Consider the following 24,168-nt stretch of genomic DNA (forward strand, 5'->3'; position numbering starts at 1 on the left):
GCTGTTAAAATACTATTGTTTGTTCAAACCATCGGCTTTAGGATACATAGCCAATTTATTCAGCAAGGTTGCACTAGCTTCATTTAGTCCTAGGACTTCCACATCTGCACCATTACGGCGAAATTTCAGCACTGCTCTATCAAGTACCTCCACTGCTCCTTGGTCCCACAGGTGAGCATGAGTCAGATCAATAGTCACCCGCTCCACTAGTTCGGTAAAATCAAAAGCAGCGAGAAATTCATCTCGTGATAAAAAGAAAATTTGACCAGCTACCTTATATGTGCAATGGGAACCGTCCTCACTCAGCACTTTATCCACAAACACTAACTGAGCAATTTTGTTAGAGAAGAATAAAGTACTCATGACGATACCGGTAACTACCCCCAGGGCAAAGTTTCGGGTAAAAATAGTCACAAACATTGTGGTTAACATGACCGCAGTTTCCGTGGTGGGGATGCGGCGAATATTCTGAAAGGATGACCAGCGAAACGTACCAATAGACACCATAATCATTACGGCTACCAATGCAGCCATGGGCATTTGTCTGACCCAATCCTGTAAAAATAAAATAGCAATTAATAGGAAAACTCCGGCCGCAAGGGTGGAGAGTCTCCCCCTACCACCAGACTGGACATTAATTACCGATTGTCCAATCATCCCACATCCTGCCATGCCGCCAAAGAAGGCAGTGACGATATTAGCAATACCTTGTCCTTTAGCTTCTTGGTTTTTATCGCTGGGTGTATCTGTGAGTTCATCCACTAAAGCAGCAGTCAGGAAGGAAGCTAATAAACCCACGATCGCTAAGGTGAGGGAATAGGGCAAAATAATCTTTAAGGTTTCCAGGTTCCAGGGGACTTGGGGTAAAGCAAACAAGGGTAAACTCTTGGGTAGTTCTCCCATATCCCCCACTGTGGGAACTTCTAGTTTTAGCGCCATGGCGGCGATCGTCATCACTGCTAAAGCTACTAAGGGGGAGGGTACTGCTTTGGTAAAGCGGGGTAAAATGTAAATAATTACCAAAGACAGGAGGGTTAATATATATACTGTGGGGGGAACGTTGGTGAGTTGGGGTAACTGGGCCAGGAAAATTAACACCGCTAAGGCGTTAATATAGCCAATCATTACCGCTCTGGGTACAAATTTCATTTGGCGACCCAGTTTGAGCACGCCAAACACAACTTGAAACACCCCGGTTAAGAGGGTGGCGGCGAATAAATACTGTAAGCCATGATCTTTGACTAAATCAATCATTAATAGCGCCATTGCACCTGTGGCCGCGGAAATTGACCCCGGTCTACCTCCTAAAAAGGCGGTGATCACGGCAATAATAAATGAGGTGTAAAGCCCCACTTTAGGATCAACCCCGGCGATAATGGAAACAGCGATCGCTTGTGGAATCAAAGCTAGTCCTACAACGGCTCCCGCCATGATATCCTGCCGAGTGTTAGAAAACCACTCTCGCCGCAAAATTGATACCTTCAAATTTCCTCCTAGGGTTGTTATTCATATCAAAAAATTACCAGTATTTTGGCGCACTCCCACTAATCTACCTCTGTGGGGGAATCCTGACCTGGTAAATAGCTCAGATCAACTCACAAAAAGCCAAATCTCCAGGCTTAATTCATTGAGTCCTACATCCAAAAGGAATTACAGTTACTTTGGTTTTCTGCTGTAACTAGCTTGAAATACTTCTAATTACCCAAAGGCTAAAGCTAAATTTTAGGGTGGACAATGCCAGATATTTAAGGCTACCGATAGCTTGCGTGGCGTAGCTGTAGAGATTGGAGCTGGGAGATTACTCCGACCTGCTGACTACTGAACAATGGAAAGGACTTTGATTTATTTGCTCTCACCATATCATGGTGTTGTTAAAATTTACAATAAAAATATCATTAACCTATTTTCAATCTCTCCCTATTTTCAATGGTAAAATGGTAGATAGAATCTAGCTTTTTGCCCCCATTTCCCATACCTAAGCTTACCTTGTGCGTAATCTCCAAGAAACTCACTTAAACCGCGCCCGTGCTAGTCTTAGACAAGCACTATCTTGGTATGGACATCTAGGGCTACGCCACGGAAGCTATCGCCAGTCGGGAAAGTTTAGCTCCCACCCAGAATTACTGGGGTTGCTCAAACCAGAATTAGAAACCTTAAACTCTACCCTGAGCAAACTAGACTCGAATGTGATTAGAATTGCAGCCTTTGGTTTGGTGAGTCGGGGTAAGTCAGCAGTATTAAACGCTTTACTGGGGGCGAAAATCCTGCAAACAGGACCGATCAACGGTGTAACTCAGTGGCCGCGTTCTGTGCGTTGGCAACCGGGAGGTAAGGTATTAGTTGAGTTAATTGATACGCCTGGAATCAATGAAATTGCGGGGGAAGCACGGGAAACAATGGCGCGAGAAGTAAGCAAACAAGCTGATTTAATTTTGTTTGTGGTTTCAGGTGATATTACGCGCCTTGAGTATCGCGCATTGTTAGAGCTAAGACAAGCACAAAAACCCCTGATTTTAGTATTTAATAAAATAGATTTATATCCAGAAACAGACCGCACAGCAATCTATCACAATTTGCAACAGCTAGGCGCAGGATACCCCCAAGCACCGCCTTTACTACCAGATGAAATTGTTATGGTGGCCGCGGAACCAGCACCCCTAGAAGTGCGGGTAGAATGGCCAGATGGTCGGGTGACCTATGAGTGGGAAACACCACCCCCCCTGGTGGAGGAACTACAACAGACAATTTTATCTATTCTCAATCGGGAAGGGCGATCGCTTCTAGCTCTAAATGCACTGATTCAAGCTCGGGATGCATCAGCAACCATGGCTGAAAAAACTATGGAATTCCGCAACCAAGAAGCTGAAGATATTATTTGGAAATTCACTAAATATAAGGCTTTGGCAGTAGGATTAAATCCTGTACCAGTTTTGGATGTTATCTGTGGTGCGATCGCTGATTTAGTTTTAATTCGTTCTCTAGCAAGGTTGTATGGCTTACCCATGACTAGCTACGAAGCCAGCAAAATCTTAAAGACCATTTTCTTAAGTTCCGGTGGGTTGCTGTTAGGAGAAATCGCCAGTAGTATGATGGTGGGTTTAGGTAAAACCACAGCGGCGATCGCTAGTGGTGAAAATCCCCTCAATATTACAGCTTATGCTGGAACTGCGATCGCTCAATCTGGTATTGCGGGTTATGGTGCATACACAGTAGGTAAAGCCGCTCAAGTCTACTTAGAAAAAGGTTGTACTTGGGGAGAATTAGGAGCTAGCACAGTAATTGAAGAAATTCTATCTCAGGTTGACCACAATACAATTCTCTACCGCCTACAACAAGAACTAGCAACAAAATATTGACATACTCACCCACCTAAAAGTATGGCTTACGCCACCCTACGCTATCGGTGATTCTTGACTTGAGAATTTTGGGTGCAAAATTGAGGAAACAACAGAAATAAAAACGAAGGCAAAAAAACTAGAGCCATCGTCAAAATTTCTTTTGATATTTTTGGCTTTTTACCTCCAGACGGGGATTCACTACCAAACCATTTTCATCAGCTTATCTACACTAGAAATATAAGCTTTTGAAGTCCTATAAAGCTAACAGTCAATATTCATCAATCAAGGTGAAAATATCATGACAACATCCCTAGAAGCTGTTCAATCTGCTGTTAACTCCGGCAATAAAACCCTAGATGAAGCTATCCTAGAATCTATTGTGGAAGCTCGTCAAACCTGCGAAACTCAAGGAGACAATTCCGCCAGCTGTGCTGTAGCGTGGGATATCGTCGAAGAACTACAAGCAGAAAAAGCCCATCAGCAACAAGCTCAACGACACCGCAAAACTGCTCTAGAAACCTACTGTGAAAAACATCCAGACGCACTAGAGTGTCTTATTTACGACGTTTAAACTCTCCGAAAATCTACCATGGCTGATTTTGTCATTTGCTGAATTATATCTAAATCAGGCGGTGGTGTTTCCCCATCCATTCCTAACCAGAGAAGATACTCAATATTACCAGCTGGGCCGGTAATAGGCGACCAAGTTAAGCCCTGATACTTCCATCCCAATTGAGAACCCACTTGTAACACCTGGAAAACAGCATCAGCTTGGTCATCAGGGTTCCTGACAACACCCTTTTTACCTACACGGGATTTTCCCACCTCGAACTGTGGCTTAACTAGTAATACTACATCCCGGGGACATTGGGTTAATTTCCACAAAGCTGGTAAAACCTTGGTTAGGGAGATAAACGATACATCCACCACCGCCAGATCAGGTATTTGCTCATCAGTATATAACTCTGCGGGTGTAAGATGACGTAAATTAGTACGTTCTTTTAATATCACCCGCGGGTCATTTCTTAAACCCCAGTCAACTTGACCATAACCCACATCTATACCGTAAACTTTTTTCGCCCCAGCTTGGAGTAAACAATCAGTAAAACCACCGGTAGAAATACCCCCATCTAAACAGATGCGACCCTCCACGGGGATTGTAAATAATTCTAAAGCTTTAGCCAGTTTTTCCCCACCGCGAGACACAAAACGCGATCGCTGTTTTACCTTAATTTCCGCAGTAGTATCAACCTCCGTCCCTGGTTTATCTACCATCTGCTGATTAACCGTTACTTCCCCTGCTTGAATTAAGCGCTGTGCTAAAGCGCGGGAACTACATAAATTTAACTCTACTAATAGCGTATCAAGTCGCTGCTTTACCAATTAAATTAACTCTCCTAAATCATTGTAAATTTGGATTCTCGTGTCACATTAAAAACAATAAACGCACCTTGTCAAAAAAGCCAAAGTGCGGTGGTTATATTATCCCTGATTCAAAAATTAATTTCTAAACATCCTGCTCGCTCAACTCACGAGTCATATAATCAAAAGGTTCATCAACAAAGCTAGTATCAGCAATACCAGCAGCTGCAACTTGTTCCTTAACCAAACCCTTGAGAATCTGGATACCAAAAACCGTAGGGCTAATAGGTACACCCAAAGAATTATAAGTTTCCCGTAGTCCTTGGAGTACCCGCTCATCTAAAACATTCATGTTACCTGCAACCAGGGCATAAGTAGCATAGCGCAGATAATAATCCATATCCCGCAGACAAGCCGCATAACGACGGGTTGTATAAGCATTTCCGCCGGGACGAATCAACTCTGGTTGTTCTTCAAACAACTTAGAACCAGCTTGTTTAACCAAGGCCGCCGCATTAGAGTTAATCGCAGCAGCAGCTTGTACCCGTGCCGTACCACTTTCAAAGTAAGATTTTAAACTGTCGATCGCATTCCGGTCAAAATACCTTCCAGCAACGTCATAATTCTTAATCAAGGTTGTTACTGCATCACGCATTCTTTCTTCTCCCAATAAATGCTATCTTTTGATATTAATTTGGTTGCAGTCATGCACCGGTAAATTTTTGTGCCATTCTAATTAAAATAAAATGCCGCACAAAAACAGATTACCCGCTAATTAAGGATTTTATGCCAAAGTTGACCCCTGATGAGATGAAGTTTAAGTTTTGTGCAGATGTTCCGGAAAAGGTTAATATAACCTGTAATCCAGAGAAGCTGTAACAAAAAATACAAAATTCTTTAATGTCCAGGATTTATGATATTCCAAGTGTGTCATCAACAACTTAATTCAGATCATCTGGGTGAGGATGCTTTGGAAGATTCTAGTTTTACTTTAGGAAATTGGTAGAGAAGGAGTAAAAATGACAACCCCACAAGAAGTCTTGAAGATGATTCAAGACCAAAAAATTCAGATGATTGATCTGAAATTCATCGATACACTAGGTACTTGGCAACATTTAACTATGTACCATGACCAAATCGATGAAAGTTCCTTCTCAGATGGCGTACCCTTTGACGGTTCCAGCATTCGGGGTTGGAAAAGCATCAACGAATCAGACATGATGATGGTACTCGACTCCAACACAGCTTGGATCGACCCCTTCATGACAGAGCCAACATTAAGTATAGTTTGTAGTATTAAAGAACCGCGGACAGGGGAATGGTACAACCGTTGTCCCCGTGTGATTGCTCAAAAGGCGATCGACTACTTAGTTTCTACCGGACTTGGTGATACAGCATTCTTTGGGCCTGAAGCAGAATTCTTTATCTTTGATGATGTCCGTTTTGACCAAAACGCCCATGAAGGCTACTACCATGTAGACTCAGTAGAAGGTGCTTGGAATACTGGGAGAAAAGAAAGCCCCAACTTGGGTTACAAAACACGCTTCAAAGAAGGTTACTTCCCAGTATCACCCGCGGATAGCTTCCAAGACATCCGTACCGAAATGCTACTGACCATGAGAGATTGTGGCGTACCCATTGAGAAACAACACCACGAAGTCGCCACCGGTGGTCAGTGCGAACTAGGTTTCCGCTTTGGTACACTAATACAAGCAGCTGACTGGTTGATGACTTATAAATACGTCATCAAGAATGTTGCCAAGAAATACGGCAAAACCATAACCTTTATGCCCAAGCCAATTTTTGGCGATAATGGTTCTGGTATGCACTGTCACCAGTCCATTTGGAAAGATGGCAAACCCCTATTTGCTGGTGACAAGTATGCTGGTTTGAGTGAAATGGGACTGTACTACATTGGTGGTATTCTCAAGCACGCACCCGCACTTTTAGCCATCACCAACCCCACAACTAATTCTTACAAGCGCCTAGTACCTGGTTATGAAGCACCAGTTAACCTAGCTTACTCTCAAGGTAACCGTTCAGCCTCCGTACGGATTCCTTTAGCTGGCGACAACCCCAAAGCCAAGCGCTTAGAATTCCGTTGTCCTGATGCTACTTCTAACCCCTACCTAGCATTTGCAGCCATGCTCTGCGCTGGTATAGATGGTATCAAAAACAAAATTCATCCCGGTGAACCCTTAGATAAAAACATCTATGAACTCTCTCCAGAAGAACTGGCGAAAGTTCCTTCAACTCCGGGTTCCCTAGAATTAGCATTGGAAGCATTAGAAAATGATCATGCTTTCTTGACAGAAACAGGCGTTTTCTCAGAAGACTTCATCCAAAACTGGATTGACTACAAACTAGCTAATGACGTTAAGCAGATGCAGCTACGTCCTCACCCCTATGAGTTTTACCTCTATTACGACTGCTAACTTAATTTAGCAGTGAACATTTAGCCACCCTGCTGGGGTGGCTTTTTTTTACTAATCACAGTCAAAAATTTGGTAGACAGCAACTTTAATCATATTCACAACTAGCTCATAGCAGCATGGCTACTCTCATAAATCAGGCGCACGGTGGGGTCAATTTTCCCTTGAATGGGGCTCCAGTACTCCGATAATTCTTCAGGAAGACCGAGTTCTTGTGCAGCACGCATTAGCATCGACTGCTGACGGTTTTTCACTTGTTGATATTGACGCATAGCCAACATCCGACTTCTATCTTGAATAGACATAACACAGTCCCCCTTATGGTTCTCGTAATCAATGGTCATTTACTACTCCACTATATTAACAATAATTCTGTAACTTTGGTTACAGAATAGGATTTTATTTACAAAAATTTATATTTTGTCCAGTTAGCCATGATCTCACACAGAGAGTTTTGTTCGTTACAATTTTTTACATATAATTGAGAAAAGTAATAAATCCCCTTCAATACCCGAGTATTTTCATGTCTGAGACTTTAACTAAGCTGAGTTATCAAGCCTTTCAACAAGGTAAAACTTATTTTGGTGTAATTCACAAAACTTTAAGTTCAAGGCTGATGAATCTGATTCATCCCACCCTAGGACAAAGGGGGAAACCCATGACTGAGGAGGTTTTATTCAAACTACAGCAAAGAATAAATCAGTTACTAGAAACAGATTGGCAAGATACAGAAAAAGGAGTATATCCCGAAAGCCTGCTATTTGACCAACCATGGTCGGATTTTTTCCGTTACTATCCCATGGTATGCCTAGAGCTACCGCAAATCTGGGAGCGGTCTGCACAAAAAAAACATCAAGAATTTTCCCCAGAAATAGAAACAGATGGTTATCCCAGCTACTATGTGCAGAACTTCCATAACCAAACCAACGGCTATTTAAGCGACAATTCCGCCAACCTATATGATTTACAGGTAGAAATCCTGTTTAGTGGCACAGCTGACCCCATGCGACGGCGGATACTGTCCCCTTTAAAGCAGGGGTTAAAAGCCTTTAATTCCCTACCAGCAAAACAAATACGTGTTTTAGACGTAGCTTGTGGGACTGGAAGAACATTAAGGATGCTCCGGGGGTCTCTACCTCAAGCATCCTTGTATGGTGTGGACTTATCACCAGCATATTTACGCAAAACCAATCAACAACTCTCGGAAATTCCTGGAGAGTTACCCCAACTCTTACAAGCTAACGCTGAAGAGTTACCCTACTTAAACAACTACTTCCATGGGGTAACTTCCGTCTTCCTCTTCCATGAGTTACCAGCAAAAGTGCGTCAAACAGTGATTGAACAATGTTTCCGAGTCACAAAACCCGGGGGAGTGTTTGTCATTTGTGATTCCATTCAAATCAGTGACTCACCTGAATTTGCTGTAAACATGGAATCTTTCCCCCTACTGTTTCATGAACCTTACTATCGGGATTATACACATGATGACCTAGTAGCACGTTTAGAGCAAGCTGGTTTTGAGAATATTTCCACCCAGGTACACTTCATGAGCAAGTATTTTATTGCTCATAAACCGGCTTAAAAACAACGTGATATATTTAACCAATAAATCAGGGTGAGTATTTGCCCTCACCCTAAAAATACAGTTGCACACAGGGGAGAGAAAAATGAGGGTTTGGCTGGCTTGTTTTTTATTGTTATTTGCTGTAGCAGAACTGTTTGACTGGTTAAAAAAATTCAACCTTCCCCTACCCATTTATATTTTAGGTGGCGTATTTTTAGCAGTTGCTTCTAACTATGACAAGATTGTTGGCTCCTACTTCAGTGATAGCAATATGGAAGCGTCATCGCAACAACCGCAGTTAAATTCCCCTAGTCCATCCCTTGATCCAGTTTCCTTCCCTAGTCCTGGTGAACAGGTGCAACAATCAGAAACACAACTTTGAACAAAATTAACCCACATCATCGTGAGCAAATCTGTTAAAGAGAAAATCTAGGGCATAGTTACGCAGTTTATAGTAAGCTATTGTGCAGCTAGATTATATAATAAAGAATTAAGTAACTAAGCGATCGCTTCTGAAGTATGCCAGCAAGAAACCATCTGTCTCAAGAGCAAAGAGAAAAGCTATTAAAACACCTAAAAGAGGAAGATAATCCTTATGTAAGAGAAAAAATACTAATATTATTGTTGATGAATGATGGGAAAACTTACCAAGAAATAAGTGATTTTTTAGACATAGCATATACAACAGTAGCATATTGGGCAGTGCATGGTGATCCGGATAAAATAGAAAGTTTTTTAGATGGAAGAAGAGAAGGTAACTTCCGTAAAGTAACAAAAGAATATGAGAATTTATTGTTGGAAGTAATTGAGAAAAACCCTGATGAATGTGGATATGAATTTGGCAGATGGACATCAGCCAGACTAGCGACATATCTAGAAATAGAGACAGGAATAAAGTTAAGTAGTTCGCAAGTAAGGAGAATTTTAGAGAGAAAAAAGTACGTTTACCTTTGGGCAAAGTACAGCCTAGAGGATAAACAAAATCCAGAGAAGCGTAAGTTATTTAAAGAAAAATTAGCCGAATATTTAAAAATAACGAAATCAACCCCTGAGCTTTTACAGGTATGGTTTTGGGATGAGAGTGGATTTAGTTTAAGAGTGATAAGAAGAAAAACATGGGGAAAGAAAGGTAAGAGAAAAGAGGTGACAGGACAAAGGAGAAGGGGAAGAGTGAACATTATGGGAGGGTTGCGTTATCATGACAAAAAAAGAATAAACTTTGTGATTAAACAGGGAAATGCAGATGTGTTTTATGAGCAGTTGAAATCTCTGAATCATTTTTTAAGACAGGAATGGATAGAAGCAGGAAATAAGCCGGAAAATTTTCCTGATAATTCGGCTAAAATAGTTATTATTCTTGACAATGCTAGTTAAAAAAAAGAAAAGATATTTTAGCTCGGATTGAAGCCGAAATGCCAAATATTATTCTAGAATTTTTACCACCTTATAGTCCAGATTATAATTTAATTGAACTGGTATGGCATTCGGCGAAAGAATATATAGCTCACAGATTATTTGAATCGGTAGAACAGTTAGAAGAATTATTAACTAAATTGCTAAACGAAGGAGGTCTTATTATTAAATGGGAGCGCAAAGTTAAAAATAAAGGTAATGCTGTTTATTCGATTTAGCTGCACAACAGCTTAAAAAGGTGAGGGTGTCTGTTTCTACATACTCTAATACTTCTGGTAAAAACAGTTCGATAAATTCCCAAAAGAAGGTTTGGATCAATTCTTTAAATAGTCTATCGTGGTCTATCATTGGCGGATGTTTGTCAAGTTATGATTAGTGTACCAAATATTGTTTGACCCCTCCCCCTTGCTTACAAGGGTAGGTTTTTAATATGATCTGTGAACGCAAGACCACCGAAGACAAGGAAGGAAAGTGGACAAGGAAGATTTTATCCGGAAAATGGTCTTTTAAGGGGCTATTTTTCTTACTAAGAATACAGACTTTGTACTGTTTTTCTCCGGTGGTCACCTTGTCCACCTTGTCCACCTTGTCTTGTCCTTGTCAGGGGAGGGGACTGGATTTTATTGTTTTTTGTGTGTTCGGTGTGTTCCCTAAGATAAAAATTATCAAATAACCGCCATACTTTACTTTTGTTGTTCTAACCAGTTAGTTAAATCTGCTAGAGATTGCAGGTCAAAAATTACATCTGCTAGGTTTTCTAATTGTTCTGAAGATAAGCTATTAATTTGGCTTTCCAATGTGGGAGTAATATTGTTAAATCGCCGTTTTACTTGTCTTCTAATAATTTTTTGTTCTCCTTGTTCAATTCCTTGTTCAATTCCTTGTTTAATTCCCTTCTCAATTCCCTTTTCCATCCAACTGGTAACAATTTCCATAATTTGTTCCTCTTCAACTAAGTTGGCTTGTTTTAATTCGGTGTTTAATTCTTGTTCTTCCGCTGTGTTTAATCTGAGATAGGTGTCAATAAAACCAGAAATTAGTTCTATTTTAGCAGGATTTAATTGTAATGTGACTAACATTCTCAAGCATTCTAGTTTAACTCTCACCCTTTCTTGTGGCTGAAAGTCCATTTTGGTCATTAATGCAGCTGCTACGGGGTTGGGTTGGTTTAAAAAGTTGCGCCATTTGAGGTTATTTAGCTGAATGGTAAAGTAGTTAAATTCCAGTATTTTTCGGTTGGGAAAGTTAACGGTATATTGGCTTTTTTCTGGGCGTTTTGGTTCGTCGTATGAGAAGATAACTATAGGAAATATGGGAAGTAAATATTTAGCATCTAACCGAGCGAAGTAATGGAACATTCGCCGTTCAAATTCTTTTTGATTATAGGCTTGATTTTCTAGGTGAATGAGAAAGTAACTGTCTTGTTTTTCCCATTTTACTTGTGCTAATAAATCTATTTTTCTTTTGTCTCCAGAGGTGACATCGGTAAATATTTCTTCTGGTAAGAATGTGAGGGTGTCTGTTTCTACATACTCTAATACTTCTGGTAAAAACAGTTCGATAAATTCCCAAAAGAAGGTTTGGATTAATTCTTTAAATAGTCTATCGTGTAAATAGTCTATCGTGGTCTATCATGAGAGGATGTTTAGTAAGTGATGATTAGTGTACCAAATATTCTTTCACCCCACCCTAACCCTCCCCTTGTCAGGGGAGGGGACTGGATTTTATTGTCTGTTCGGTGTGTTCCCTAAGATGAAAATTATCAAATAACCGCCATACTTTACTTTTGTTGTTCTAACCAGTTAGTTAAATCTGCTAGAGATTGCAGGTCAAAAATTACATCTGCTAGGTTTTCTAATTGTTCTGAAGATAAGCTATTAATTTGGCTTTCCAGTGTGGGTGTAATATTGTTAAATCGCCGTTTTACTTGTCTTCTAATAATTTTTTGTTCTCCTTGTTCAATTCCTTGTTCAATTCCTTGTTTAATTCCTTGTTTAATTCCCTTCTCAATTCCCTTTTCCATCCAACTGGTAACAATTTCCATAATTTGTTCCTCTTCAACTAAGTTGGCTTGTTTTAACTCGGTGTTTAATTCTTCTTCTTCCGCTGTGTTTAACCTGAGATAGGTGTCAATAAAACCAGAAATTAGTTCTATTTTAGCAGGATTTAATTGTAATGTGACTAACATTCTCAAGCATTCTAGTTTAACTCTCACCCTTTCTTGTGGCTGAAAGTCCATTTTGGTCATTAATGCAGCTGCTACGGGGTTGGGTTGGTTTAAAAAGTTGCGCCATTTGAGGTTATTTAGCTGAATGGTAAAGTAGTTAAATTCCAGTATTTTTCGGTTGGGAAAGTTAACGGTATATTGGCTTTTTTCTGGGCGTTTTGGTTCGTCGTATGAGAAGATAACTATAGGAAATATGGGAAGTAAATATTTAGCATCTAACCGAGCGAAGTAATGGAACATTCGCCGTTCAAATTCTTTCTGATTATAGGCTTGATTTTCTAGGTGAATGAGAAAGTAACTGTCTTGTTTTTCCCATTTTACTTGTGCTAATAAATCTATTTTTCTTTTGTCTCCAGAGGTGACATCGGTAAATATTTCTTCTGGTAAGAATGTGAGGGTGTCTGTTTCTACATACTCTAATACTTCTGGTAAAAACAGTTCGATAAATTCCCAAAAGAAGGTTTGGATTAATTCTTTAAATAGTCTATCGTGGTCTATCATGAGAGGATGTTTAGTAAGTGATGATTAGTGTACCAAATATTCTTTCACCCCACCCTAACCCTCCCCTGACAAGGGGAGGGAACTGGATTTTATTGTCTGTTCGGTGTGTTCCCTAAGATGAAAATTATCAAATAACCGCTATAGTTTACTTTTGTTGTTCTAACCAGTTGGTTAAATCTGCTAGAGATTGCAGGTCAAAAATTACATCTGCTAGGTTTTCTAATTGTGCTGAAGATAAGCTATTAATTTGACTTTCCAATGTGGGAGTAATATTGTTAAATCGCCGTTTTACTTGTCTTTTAATAATTTTCTGTTCTCCTTGTTCAATTCCTTGTTCAATTCCTTGTTCAATTCCTTGTTCAATACCTTGTTTAATTCCCTTCTCAATTCCCTTTTCCATCCAACTGGTAACAATTTCCATAATTTGTTCCTCTTCAACTAAGTTGGTTTGTTTTAACTCGGTGTTTAATTCTTCTTCTTCCGCTGTGTTTAACCTGAGATAGGTGTCAATAAAACCAGAAATTAGTTCTATTTTACCAGGATTTAATTGTAATGTGACTAACATTCTCAAGCATTCTAGTTTAACTCTCACCCTTTCTTGTGGCTGAAAGTCCATTTTGGTCATTAATGCAGCTGCTACGGGGTTGGGTTGGTTTAAAAAGTTGCGCCATTTGAGGTTATTTAGTTGAATGGTAAAGTAGTTAAATTCCAGTATTTTTCGGTTGGGAAAGTTAACGGTATATTGGCTTTTTTCTGGGCGTTTTGGTTCGTCGTATGAGAAGATAACTATAGGAAATATGGGGAGTAAGTATTTAGCATCTAACCGAGCGAAGTAATGGAACATTCGCCGTTCAAATTCTTTCTGATTATAGGCTTGATTTTCTAGGTGAATGAGAAAGTAACTGTCTTGTTTTTCCCATTTTACTTGTGCTAATAAATCTATTTTTCTTTTGTCTCCAGAGGTGACATCGGTAAATATTTCTTCTGGTAAGAATGTGAGGGTGTCTGTTTCTACATACTCTAATACTTCTGGTAAAAACAGTTCGATAAATTCCCAAAAGAAGGTTTGGATTAATTCTTTAAATAGTCTATCGTGTAAATAGTCTATCGTGGTCTATCATGAGAGGATGTTTAGTAAGTGATGATTAGTGTACCAAATATTCTTTCACCCCACCCTAACCCTCCCCTTGTCAGGGGAGGGAACTGGATTTTATTGTTTTTTGTGTGGTCGGTGTGTTCGGTGTGTTCGGTGTGTTCGGTGTGTTCGGTGTGTTCGGTGTGTTCGGTGTGTTCCCTAAGATGAAAATTATCAAATAACCGCCATACTTTACTTTTGTTGTTCTAACCAGTTAGTTAAATCTGCTAGAGATTGCAGGTCAAAAATTACATCTGCTAGGTTTTCTAATTGTTCTGAAGATAAGCTATTAATTTGGCTTTCCAATGTGGGTGTAATATTGTTAAATCGCCGGTTTAGTTGTCTTCTAATAATTTTTTGTTCTCCCTGTTCAATACCTTTTTCCATCCAACTGGTAACAATTTCCATAATTTGTTCCTCTTCAACTAAGTTGGCTTGTTTTAACTCGGTGTTTAATTCTTCTTCTTCCGCTGTGTTTAACCTGAGATAGGTGTCAATAAAACCAGAAATTAGTTCTATTTTAGCAGGATTTAATTGTAATGTGACTAACATTCTCAAGCATTCTAGTTTAACTCTCACCCTTTCTTGTGGCTGAAAGTCCATTTTGGTCATTAATGCAGCTGCTACGGGGTTGGGTTGGTTTAAAAAGTTGCGCCATTTGAGGTTATTTAGTTGAATGGTAAAGTAGTTAAATTCCAGTATTTTTCGGTTGGGAAAGTTAACGGTATATTGGCTTTTTTCTGGGCGTTTTGGTTCGTCGTATGAGAAGATAACTATAGGAAATATGGGAAGTAAATATTTAGCATCTAACCGGGCGAAGTAATGGAACATTCGCCGTTCAAATTCTTTTTGATTATAGGCTTGATTTTCTAGGTGAATGAGAAAGTAACTGTCTTGTTTTTCCCATTTTACTTGTGCTAATAAATCTATTTTTCTTTTGTCTCCAGAGGTGACATCGGTAAATATTTCTTCTGGTAAGAATGTGAGGGTGTCTGTTTCTACATACTCTAATACTTCTGGTAAAAACAGTTCGATAAATTCCCAAAAGAAGGTTTGGATTAATTCTTTAAATAGTCTATCGTGGTCTATCATTGGCGGTTATCATATTTGATTTCATGAAATTACAGGTTGGGTTCAATAGCACCAGGGGATAAAATCCCGCCTGTGTTGGGTTTGTTTACGTGAAATAAACCTAAAAAAAATTAGCTTGTTGCTGTCATGGTGATTTGTGTAATTGTGGTTGCTGAGGTGAGGGGATGGGAACTGGATGGGGTCAAACAATATTTGATACACTAATCATGACATTTTTACCCCCCCTTAATCCCCCCTTGTCAGGGGGGAAACAATAAAATCAAGTCCCCTCCCCTTAATTAACCGCCAATCCCTAATCTTCCGGCCACACCGGGAGTCAAAGGTAACAGAGTAGTAATCATTAAAAACAGTGCTAATAAACCTAAAGCGGCTCTGGTATCATCTGGTTCGGTGATTTCATTTAAAGTCGGGCGTTCCAAATCTCTTTGTAACAAGAAAATCACTACCGCCCAGTAAATAGCCAGGGGATTGCCTAAAGAAATCAGACCCAGTAGAATTAAAGTGGCTGTAGTTGCGCGTCCTGCGGTTTTGCGGCCATAAATTGCTTGGACAATCCGCCCACCGTCTAATTGTCCAGCTGGCATTAAATTCAAAGCTGTAACTACTAATCCTAGCCAACCAATCACTACCAGGGGATGGACACTAACCGTAGATGATTGTAAAGCCGAACCCAGAACCACCCGCGCCAAACCACCCACCAAAATAGAACCCTGGAAAAACTGATTAGGTAATTGAAATAAACTACCAGGGTGGGAAAGTAGCAAACCACTAATTAACATTAATAAGGAGAGAATACCACCAGCAGCAGGACCAGCCAAAGCAATATCAAATAGTACCTTACGACTAGGTAACAGAGACTCAAAGCGAGTAATTGCACCAAAGGAACCTATTTGCACAGCTGGTAAAAAGAAAGGCCAGCTCAAGCGGACTTGGTGACGACGAGCTACTAACCAATGACCGATTTCATGAGTTGCTAAAATTGCAAATATCCCCGCAGCAATGGGTAAAGCCTCTGTAAAGCGTCCGGGATTGGTAAAAAAGTCAAAATTCAGCAACAACCCCGCTGCTTCCAAGCTGGTGGCGATAGTTGCGACCAAGAGAATGACTGCAAAGAACTTTTGTTGTAATGACATCGGACGGGGATCATTACGGCTAGGTAAAATAATTACTACCGGTTTACCCTCTGTACCATCCACTAAAAACAGCCGATATTTATCCCCTAATTTGGCTTGTAAACTGGCGGTTAGGGCTTTGTGAACTGCTTCCGGTTCTCCGCGCAGATTACCTTTAAATATTGCCCCTTCTTGATAAGAGATGGTTTCTGTGGTAAAAAAGGTATCAATACCAAAAATAGAGCGAATAGCGCTTAAATCTTCCTCCGGAATTGGTACAGCTTCAATTTTCAGTTCTGCTAATACCACTTGGGGGGTATTTTCTCCTGTAGGTGCAGAATCCCCAGCTAACCTTTCGGTGGCCTGTTGTTTAATGATTGCATCTTGTCCAGCAGCGCGTAACTGTCTACCTAAAAAGATATATAACGCCGCAGAGCTGACTACTAAAATCAATATACCAGCTATATTAATATCAATGCCCGCGGCAAACAAACCAAAAAACAGTAACCAGGGAACCATCAACACGACGGACTGTAACCAGGCTAAGATTCCCAGTTTCCCAAAGGGTCTAGCGCGATAAAAGCCCCAACCTAAAATACCCACAGCAATTAATAAAATTATCCCCACAATGGGAATCTCTGACACAGTAAACATTTGCAAACCCTTCACTGTAAAAAAAATTAGCCTGAACTAGTCAGGTGTTACAGACATTATAAGGAAAATGCCGAAGAGACCGAAAAATAACAACTTTTCCTAATCTGACTCTCATTGTTTGCGCTTCAGCGCCTCTGGGTGAAATAACCCCAAAAAATCAAACAAACAATGAGCCATTTGTAACTTAGAAACTAGGGGAATTTCTACCTGATTTCCTTGTTGATCTAAAAAAACCGCCTGATTATCGTCACTAGCAAAACCGCTCTCAGGTTGATCAATGGGGTTAGCAACAATCACATCTAAATTTTTATACTGCAACTTCGCCCGCGCTGGGGTGATTATATCCCCGGTCTGTGCTGCAAACCCGACTAATAGCTGTGATGGTTGTTTAAGTTGGGCTAACTGGGCAATTATATCTGGTACTGGTTCTAAGGGTAAAGAACTGGGGAGCGATCGCTTAGGTAACTTCTGTGTACTATAATCTTTAGGCTTGACATCTGCCACCGCTGCGGACATAATAATTATATTAGCATCCTGTAGGTGAGATTTCATCGCCGCACCCATAGACTCTGCACTTACCACGGGTATAGCTTCCACCCCTAAGGGTACTTCCCAACTAGCAGGTCCATGTACCAAGGTTACCTTTGCGCCTCGGTGCATAGCTGCTTGTGCTAAAGCTAGCCCCATTTTACCCGTAGAGGGGTTACCAATAAACCGCACCGGGTCAAGATATTCTCTAGTTCCCCCGGCACTAATTAAGACATTCTGCCCTTGTAAATCTCGCTTACCACCACTGTATAACAGAGATTGGATATGAGTTAAAATTTCCTGCGGTTCTGCCATTCTCCCGGATCCAATGCGATCGCAAGCCAACAGACCCGAACCGACAAACATACCATGATACCTGGTATCTGTCAATAACCGTTGCCAATTGCGCAGCACCGCCACCTGGGCCCACATATCGGTATTCATGGCTGGTGCTAACAACACCGGACAACTAGAAGCCAGCACAGTATTTGTGAGTAAATTGTCAGCCAGACCACAAGCCAACTTAGCCAAAGTATGAGCCGTCAGAGGGGCAATTACCAACAAATCTGCCCATTCTCCCAAATCAATATGCAAAGGTCGGGAGTGATTTGCTTGCCAAAAATCATCATCTGTGTATGCACAATGGCGAGAGAGGGTAGCCAAAGTTAAAGGGGTGATAAATTGTTGTGCAGCTTGGGTAAGAATTACCCGGACTTCCACCCCAGTTTTAAACAAGCTGGAAACCAATTCACAGACCTTGTAGGCGGCGATCCCACCACCTACAGCAATGATGACCCTTTTTTTGCGGTTTCGAGTTTGGGACTGGAGATAGAGCATGGTCAAAAATTAGGAGTTATTACATAACTCCTAATTATGAAACCATTATGCTTCGTCGTAGGCTTCTAAATCCAAGAGGTAGATATAGGGTTCAACCAACTCAGGACGCTGAAAGGCGATCGCACGCAACAGATGCCAATCATTTAAACCCTCAAAGGCATTGCCGTAATTATCTACTTCCAGACGATTAGCCAACTCTTGCACATCTGTAGTAGTCATAGCAGAAATGTTTTTCTGAGAAATGGTTAAAGTTTTCACAATGCTTGCCCCTCCCTTATGCAGAATTCTTACCACAACCTCCGTAACGTGGAGACCCAGCATGACTTGAGTTTTAGCTGTGACGCTGCCACCCAATCTATCTTACTCATTAGAGAGGCCATATTTCCGAAAAAATTCCAATTTTTTTACCATAGTGCGGAAAAAAATTGTACCCCAGACTACCCAATCACATTAACCACAAAATTGCGTAGCACATCTAACATCTGGGGCTGAATTTCATGACCCACATCAAACTCATGGTACTGCACCCCCACCCCCAGGGACTCCATAAACTCCCGTGCTTTGACAGCGGCCGCCAGTGGCACAACCTGATCATACCTACCATGCATAATTAAACATGGGGTCAAATCAGCTTTAGTCGTGGTTACCAAATCAGGATGTAAATATCCACTCATCACCACTAACCCCCCTAAGGGCAATTTTAACCCCAGATCCAAAGTCATAGCCCCACCCTGAGAAAAACCACACAAAATAGTCTGGGACAAAGGTACACCAGTAATACTCTCCAAAGATTGCAACCAACCCATTAATAATTCCCGACTTTCGGGTAAACCTGCATACATATTTTCCATTCTCAGGTCATACCAAGCCCTCCCAGTAGAAGAGTTGGGAAAAGGAAACGGTGCATTAGGAAAAACAAACTGGTAATCAGGTAACTTAAAAAATGGTGCTAAAGATGCAATATCTTCAGCATTAGCACCCCAACCATGTAAACAGACAATTAAACCTGTGGGTGGTTGAGGTGTGGAACGGGGAAGAGAAATAAACTGTAAAGACATTAGTTTTATTATATGGCAGCTAGGCAGGTTTTAACCTGAGGTAAGTTTAAACTTTGTACGAATTAACACGAAACAATCGGGCTGATGAATGCCAAGATCAAAATAAACCAGCCAAGAGTATTGAAATTAATATGCCAGAACTACGCGAATCCATTGCTCAACACTACCACGAACGGACTAAATACGATCCTGAAACCCTAGCCTCTAAATCTCAAGGGTTAGACTGGGCTAAACAACCAGTACCCTTTAAAGAATACAAAATTGGTACCACCTTCGACCTCAAGCCCTATATTCAAGAAACAGCACAGACATTGGCTGATAACCCCGATGCTCAGTGGTGGCGGAGACTTTCGCGGTTACTGTTTCGCAGTTATGGACTCACAGCCAGAATGCCTTCCATGGGTAGTGCAGTATACTTACGAGCCGCTCCCAGTGCGGGGGGGTTATATCCGGCGGAAGTTTATCTAGTTTCCCGTGGGACGGGGTTATTACCACCGGGATTATATAACTACCAATGTCGGGATCACTCTCTGATGCATTATTGGGAAAGTGATGTCTGGACAGCTTTGCAGTCAGCTTGTTTTGACCATCCAGCTATGCAAAATACCCAATTAGCAATAATCATCACCGGGGTTTTTTATCGTTGAACCTGGCGATATGAGGATAGAGCCTACCGCCGCATTTTTTTAGATACAGGACACTTGCTGGGCAATATTGAGCTAGCAGCAGCCATGAATGACTATCGCCCCCACTTAATTGGTGGCTTTGTGGATGAAGCGGTCAATGACCTATTGTATATTGACTCGGAACAAGAGGGAGCCTTAGCTATTCTAGCCTTGGCAGATTTATTAGATATTGAGGAAAATTTACCACCAGGATGTACAGCTTTACCCTCCACCAGTGAAACCAATTATCCCCCCATCCCCGATGGTGAATTACTCAAATATTTTCACTCTCGCACCCAAATTACCCCAGATGCAACTCATCAGACTTATTTACCCTCCCCTAAGTCAGAGAATCTTTTAGAAGATAAATACAATTTTCCTTTCTGTCTGAAAGTTCCCACCGCTACTACTCCCATTAATTGGGGAGCAAAGCTGTCAGGTTTAGAAACAACCATGTATAAGCGACGTTCTACCCGGGCCTACAGTGGTGATGATTTAACCTTGGATGAACTCAAAAGTTTACTTGATTTCACCTATCAACCCCAAAATTACCTCCACCAAGGTTTAGATAGTTCTCCGGATTACTTTGATACCAACCTGATTGAAACATTTATTGCCGTTAGTGGGGTGAATGGTTTAGAGTCTGGTTGTTATTATTACGCCCCCAAAGCCCAAGAATTACGACAAATTCGCTTCAAAAACTTTCGCCGAGAGTTACACTTTCTCTGCTTGGGACAAGATTTAGGCCGCGATGCTGCGGTAGTCCTGTTCCATACGGCTGATCTTAAATCCGCGATCGCTCAATATGGCGATCGCGTTTACCGTTATTTACACATGGATGCTGGACATTTAGGACAAAGACTAAATTTAGCCGCTACCCATTTGAGTGTAGGCGTTAGTGGTATCGGTGGCTTCTTTGACGACCAAGTTAATGAGATTTTAGGCATTCCCGCAGATGAAGCGGTGATATATGTCACCACCATAGGAAGACCAAGGTAAAAAAGCACCGAAAACCCACCCCTGTGATCTGCTTCTTATTTCTCCTGTTCAGAAATGCAGTTTTCTAACTGAGAAATCAAAGCTTCCCCATCCAAATTTTGACCAATTAGTACTAACTGGGTTTTCGGTGTACCTTTCCATTCATCATCATTTAAAGTAAAGCGTTTACCACAAAGGTGGAAAATATGACGGTTAGGACTTTCTTCAAACCAGATAATTCCTTTAGCTCGGAAAATATTTGTCGGTAATTGGTTATCTAGGAAATACTGAAATTTTCTAATACTAAAAGCCTGGTCAGCTTGGAAAGAAACAGAACTGAAACCGTCATTTTCTAAATGGTGGGAATGGTGATGGTGATCATGGTCGTGGTCACACTTTGAGTGGTCATGGTCATCCACTTCCTGAAAATACTTGTCAGAGGTAAACAAACCCACACTGAGAATTAAACCCAGGGAACTTGCGATCGCACCGTGCGGATAATTCTCGCACCTTCTTTAACATCATTGATTTTCCGTTCCAAATCCCTCAAAGCCGCCTCATCAACTAAATCGGCTTTATTCAGGATAATGATATCACCATAGGCAATTTGACTATATGCCGCCTCAGCGTTAAATAAATCCAAGCTGTAGTTAGCTGCATCTACCACCGTAATAATTGAGTCCAGACGGGTTAAATCTCGTAACTCCGTACCCAGAAAAGTTAAAGCAACTGGTAACGGGTCAGCTAGTCCCGTGGTTTCCACCACCAAATAATCTAAATTATCTTGGCGTTCTAAAACTTGGTAAACCGCATCTACCAAATCATTATTAATAGTACAGCAAATACAACCATTGCTCAGGGCAATCATATTCTCTTCCGTAGAGACAATCAACTCATTATCAATAGCGATTTCCCCAAATTCATTGACTAAAACCGCAGTTTTTAAACCCTGTTGATTACCGAGAATATGATTTAATAAAGTCGTCTTGCCACTACCAAGAAAACCAGTAATAATTGTCACTGGTATTCCTTGCTTTGGTGCATCCATTTTTGTCAATTCGGCAGTAACTAATGTTTCCATAGAGATGTAATCAAATATCAAAAAATCATGTTAATTCCTCAGAAGTGCCTAGGTAGGAAAAAATGGTAGATTTCTCCCCTGACGTACTAGCATGGGAATACACAACAGTCATGGCAGCTGTTTTACCCCATTATTACCGATGATGATCACAAAATTCCACCGCCATCTATGGAATTTTCTCATCACTAATGACTACATAATCAAATATGTCTGAACAGCGTAAGTCTATTTCCTTATCTGACCTTTTCCTCATTGTTGCCACCTTTTTCGTCGTCGTCCTCCTGTGGCAATTACGGAGCTTATTAGTAATTTTAATGATTTCCGTAGTCTTAGCCTCTGCGATCGCCCCCTTAGTCAACGCCGCGGAAAAAATACGTCTTCCCCGTTGGCTAGGGGTAATTATCGTCTATGTTAGCTTAATTTCTGGATTAATTGGCGCAGGCTTAATCATTGGGCCATCGGTTTCGGAACAGATTCAGCGACTAGCTAGTAAACTACCGATGTATTTAGATAATTTGTGGAATGCTGCGGAAAATCTCGCCCTGCGACTGGGAATTACTCAAATAGAGTCAGTGGAAGAATTTTTTGACCTCCAGTCAGTAGCTAACTGGTTACTGCGTTCGAGTCAACAGCTACTTGTACGTTCCTTTGGCTTTACTCGTGGCTTTATTGGGGGAGTAGTAAATCTAATTTTGTCCCTGGTCATATCTGCTTATATGGTAGCTGGAAGTAAAAACTTAATTAAAGGTCTGGTGAGTCTGTTTCCCCAACCTTGGGACGAACGTCTAAGGGCGCAAGTTATCCCGATTGCTCGCCGCATGGGAGGATATATTCAAGGAAGAGTCTTAGTTTCTGCCATTCTCGGTGTTGTGATTACCGTGGGATTGAGGATTTTAGGACTATCAGAATTTGCCTTAGCTCTCGGTGTAATTGCGGGTTTTACTAACTTAATTCCCTTTGTCGGTTCAGTCTTAGGAGCAATTCCGGCTTTAATTGTCGCCATTCCCCAAAGTGGTTTAACTTTTCTGTGGGTATTGCTGTTATTTGTGATTATTCAAAACGTAGAAACTTATGTTCTTGACCCCCTGCTAGTGGGTTCTTCTGTGCGAGTGGGTCCTTTATATCAACTTTTAGCTGTACTGGGAGGAACGCAAGTTTTAGGAATTATTGGCGCTGTAATTGTCCCCCCTTGGGTAGCGGGTGTAGGTGTACTGGTAGAGAATCTTTATTTACAGCCGAAGTTATTAAGTGAAGAAAAATCTGCTGTTTGCAACTTATCTGTAACTTCAGATAATCAATCAAATTCACAGACAAGTATTACATCCGATGCTGTCTCTCCCACGGCGGAAAGTTAATGGAAATTTTAGATTTCACCTTGATATATAGCCTTTTTCAGGCTCATGAAGTACAGACCAATTCCCTATTCCCTATTCCCTATTCCCTGTTCCCTATTCCCTATTCCCTATTCCCTATTCCCTATTCCCTGTTCCCTGTTCCCTGTTCCCTGTTCCCTATTCCCTATTCCCTATTCCCTATTCCCTATTCCCTATTCCCTATTCCCTGTTCCCTGTTCCCTGTTCCCTGTTCCCTCAAACTAAAAAAAAATTGTACCTCACGAGCATGGGAAATGCTATAGACAATGTGAGGTTTTTGTTAAGTTATACCTTAGGCATAGTGTAAATATGATACCATTTTCCTTGCCGAAAAAGAATAGACATCTCAATGCAACCTCTATACAATCATTACAGTGATGCCATTGGTTTAGTCAGTGTTCACTTGATCTGGATGACCTACGGACATGAAAGAATATTTGCCGAGAGCGCACTTCTTAAGCAACAGTGTATCAAAGTATTTCAGACTGTTGCTGATGATAAAAAATGGATGATTAAAGCTCTAGAAATCGCGCCAGATCAAGTTTATTTACAAGTGGAGTATGACCACCATCACTCTATTGCTCAAGTAGTAAAAGCCTTTCAAGGTCGTTCTTGTAGAATTCTGCGGCGGGAATTTCCAGAGCTACGCAGACTACCCAACTTGTGGAGACCTTCTTATATATTTGATACCACTGGCAAAGTCAGCACTGCATTTGTTGCCGATGACAGCCAAAATGGCCATTAAAAATCAACCTATTCCCGCAGCTGTATAGTTTGGTGCGGGAGTTTGGGGTTTAGCCATTTTAATTTTATAGTAT

19 protein-coding genes and 4 pseudogenes are annotated in these 24,168 nt (G+C 40.9%); 9 read left to right on the forward strand and 14 right to left on the reverse strand.

From position 1 onward, the window contains the following. Window positions 1-12: 12 nt before the first annotated feature. The gene (locus AC6IZ0_RS08755; RefSeq protein ID WP_497726024.1) at window positions 13-1,431 is read right to left on the reverse strand and encodes a SulP family inorganic anion transporter; all 1,419 of its coding nucleotides are present in this window, start codon (window positions 1,429-1,431) and stop codon (window positions 13-15) included. Window positions 1,432-1,988: 557 nt separating this feature from the next. On the opposite strand from AC6IZ0_RS08755, the gene AC6IZ0_RS08760 reads away from it, so the two are divergent. Next, window positions 1,989-3,356, forward strand: coding sequence for a GTP-binding protein (locus AC6IZ0_RS08760; RefSeq protein WP_497725806.1), 1,368 nt, complete (start codon window positions 1,989-1,991; stop codon window positions 3,354-3,356). Between the two features lie 280 nt (window positions 3,357-3,636). Then, window positions 3,637-3,909, forward strand: coding sequence for a Calvin cycle protein CP12 (locus AC6IZ0_RS08765; RefSeq protein WP_271734759.1), 273 nt, complete (start codon window positions 3,637-3,639; stop codon window positions 3,907-3,909). Here the strand turns inward: AC6IZ0_RS08765 and AC6IZ0_RS08770 are convergent. Continuing rightward, entirely contained in the window at window positions 3,906-4,721 is an 816-nt protein-coding gene (locus AC6IZ0_RS08770) for a TlyA family RNA methyltransferase (RefSeq protein WP_271734758.1), read from the reverse strand. The two genes, AC6IZ0_RS08765 and AC6IZ0_RS08770, sit on opposite strands and share 4 nt — an antisense overlap. Before the next feature lie 124 nt (window positions 4,722-4,845). After that, window positions 4,846-5,355, reverse strand: coding sequence for an allophycocyanin subunit beta (apcB, locus tag AC6IZ0_RS08775; protein ID WP_271734757.1), 510 nt, complete (start codon window positions 5,353-5,355; stop codon window positions 4,846-4,848). Window positions 5,356-5,719: 364 nt separating this feature from the next. Between apcB and glnA the strand changes: the two genes are divergently transcribed. Then, window positions 5,720-7,135, forward strand: a complete 1,416-nt coding sequence (glnA, locus tag AC6IZ0_RS08780) for a type I glutamate--ammonia ligase (protein WP_271734756.1) — start codon at window positions 5,720-5,722, stop codon at window positions 7,133-7,135. A gap of 101 nt (window positions 7,136-7,236) precedes the next feature. On the opposite strand, the gene gifA is transcribed toward glnA, so the two are convergent. Continuing rightward, on the reverse strand, window positions 7,237-7,437 hold the full coding sequence (gene gifA / locus AC6IZ0_RS08785; RefSeq protein ID WP_497725807.1) for a glutamine synthetase inactivation factor IF7A: 201 nt from the start codon (window positions 7,435-7,437) through the stop codon (window positions 7,237-7,239). 218 nt (window positions 7,438-7,655) lie between these two features. Between gifA and AC6IZ0_RS08790 the strand changes: the two genes are divergently transcribed. From AC6IZ0_RS08790 to AC6IZ0_RS08800, 3 genes and pseudogenes are all read left to right on the forward strand, one after another. Beyond that, the gene (locus tag AC6IZ0_RS08790; RefSeq protein WP_497725808.1) at window positions 7,656-8,714 is read left to right on the forward strand and encodes a class I SAM-dependent methyltransferase; all 1,059 of its coding nucleotides are present in this window, start codon (window positions 7,656-7,658) and stop codon (window positions 8,712-8,714) included. Window positions 8,715-8,799: 85 nt separating this feature from the next. After that, on the forward strand, window positions 8,800-9,078 hold the full coding sequence (locus AC6IZ0_RS08795; RefSeq protein WP_271734754.1) for a hypothetical protein: 279 nt from the start codon (window positions 8,800-8,802) through the stop codon (window positions 9,076-9,078). A 137-nt stretch (window positions 9,079-9,215) separates the two neighbouring features. Then, window positions 9,216-10,327: pseudogene (locus AC6IZ0_RS08800) on the forward strand (IS630 family transposase). A 13-nt stretch (window positions 10,328-10,340) separates the two neighbouring features. Here the strand turns inward: AC6IZ0_RS08800 and AC6IZ0_RS08805 are convergent. From AC6IZ0_RS08805 to AC6IZ0_RS08845, 9 genes and pseudogenes are all read right to left on the reverse strand, one after another. Next, window positions 10,341-10,457, reverse strand: a pseudogene (locus AC6IZ0_RS08805) (flagellar assembly protein H); the annotation flags it as partial. Between the two features lie 335 nt (window positions 10,458-10,792). Continuing rightward, window positions 10,793-11,731 carry an Rpn family recombination-promoting nuclease/putative transposase gene (locus AC6IZ0_RS08810; protein WP_497726025.1) on the reverse strand — a complete coding sequence of 313 codons (939 nt, stop codon included), beginning with the start codon at window positions 11,729-11,731 and terminating at the stop codon, window positions 10,793-10,795. 158 nt (window positions 11,732-11,889) lie between these two features. Further along, window positions 11,890-12,837, reverse strand: coding sequence for an Rpn family recombination-promoting nuclease/putative transposase (locus AC6IZ0_RS08815; RefSeq protein ID WP_497725809.1), 948 nt, complete (start codon window positions 12,835-12,837; stop codon window positions 11,890-11,892). A 145-nt stretch (window positions 12,838-12,982) separates the two neighbouring features. Continuing rightward, window positions 12,983-13,945, reverse strand: coding sequence for an Rpn family recombination-promoting nuclease/putative transposase (locus AC6IZ0_RS08820; RefSeq protein WP_497726026.1), 963 nt, complete (start codon window positions 13,943-13,945; stop codon window positions 12,983-12,985). Between the two features lie 219 nt (window positions 13,946-14,164). After that, window positions 14,165-15,064, reverse strand: a complete 900-nt coding sequence (locus AC6IZ0_RS08825) for an Rpn family recombination-promoting nuclease/putative transposase (RefSeq protein ID WP_497725810.1) — start codon at window positions 15,062-15,064, stop codon at window positions 14,165-14,167. A gap of 278 nt (window positions 15,065-15,342) precedes the next feature. Next, complete coding sequence (locus AC6IZ0_RS08830) at window positions 15,343-16,830, reverse strand: site-2 protease family protein (protein WP_497725811.1); 1,488 nt, start codon at window positions 16,828-16,830, stop codon at window positions 15,343-15,345. Between the two features lie 111 nt (window positions 16,831-16,941). Continuing rightward, window positions 16,942-18,195, reverse strand: a complete 1,254-nt coding sequence (coaBC, locus tag AC6IZ0_RS08835) for a bifunctional phosphopantothenoylcysteine decarboxylase/phosphopantothenate--cysteine ligase CoaBC (RefSeq protein ID WP_497725812.1) — start codon at window positions 18,193-18,195, stop codon at window positions 16,942-16,944. A gap of 45 nt (window positions 18,196-18,240) precedes the next feature. Next, window positions 18,241-18,453 (reverse strand): protein IsiD, encoded by a 213-nt coding sequence (gene isiD, locus AC6IZ0_RS08840; RefSeq protein ID WP_271732779.1) that lies wholly within the window; start codon window positions 18,451-18,453, stop codon window positions 18,241-18,243. A gap of 179 nt (window positions 18,454-18,632) precedes the next feature. Further along, window positions 18,633-19,253, reverse strand: a complete 621-nt coding sequence (locus tag AC6IZ0_RS08845; RefSeq protein ID WP_497725813.1) for an alpha/beta hydrolase — start codon at window positions 19,251-19,253, stop codon at window positions 18,633-18,635. Between the two features lie 131 nt (window positions 19,254-19,384). On the opposite strand from AC6IZ0_RS08845, the pseudogene AC6IZ0_RS08850 reads away from it, so the two are divergent. Further along, a pseudogene (locus AC6IZ0_RS08850) lies at window positions 19,385-20,917 on the forward strand (SagB/ThcOx family dehydrogenase). A 35-nt stretch (window positions 20,918-20,952) separates the two neighbouring features. Here the strand turns inward: AC6IZ0_RS08850 and AC6IZ0_RS08855 are convergent. Further along, window positions 20,953-21,977: pseudogene (locus AC6IZ0_RS08855) on the reverse strand (CobW family GTP-binding protein). 206 nt (window positions 21,978-22,183) lie between these two features. Here AC6IZ0_RS08855 and AC6IZ0_RS08860 point away from each other — a divergent pair. Together AC6IZ0_RS08860 and tnpA are read left to right on the forward strand one after the other, a co-directional pair. Further along, on the forward strand, window positions 22,184-23,332 hold the full coding sequence (locus AC6IZ0_RS08860; RefSeq protein ID WP_497725814.1) for an AI-2E family transporter: 1,149 nt from the start codon (window positions 22,184-22,186) through the stop codon (window positions 23,330-23,332). A 367-nt stretch (window positions 23,333-23,699) separates the two neighbouring features. Next, the gene (gene tnpA, locus AC6IZ0_RS08865; RefSeq protein WP_271732785.1) at window positions 23,700-24,095 is read left to right on the forward strand and encodes an IS200/IS605 family transposase; all 396 of its coding nucleotides are present in this window, start codon (window positions 23,700-23,702) and stop codon (window positions 24,093-24,095) included. Window positions 24,096-24,168 lie beyond the last annotated feature (73 nt).

This window comes from Anabaenopsis sp. NIES-4685 (assembly GCF_059725405.1).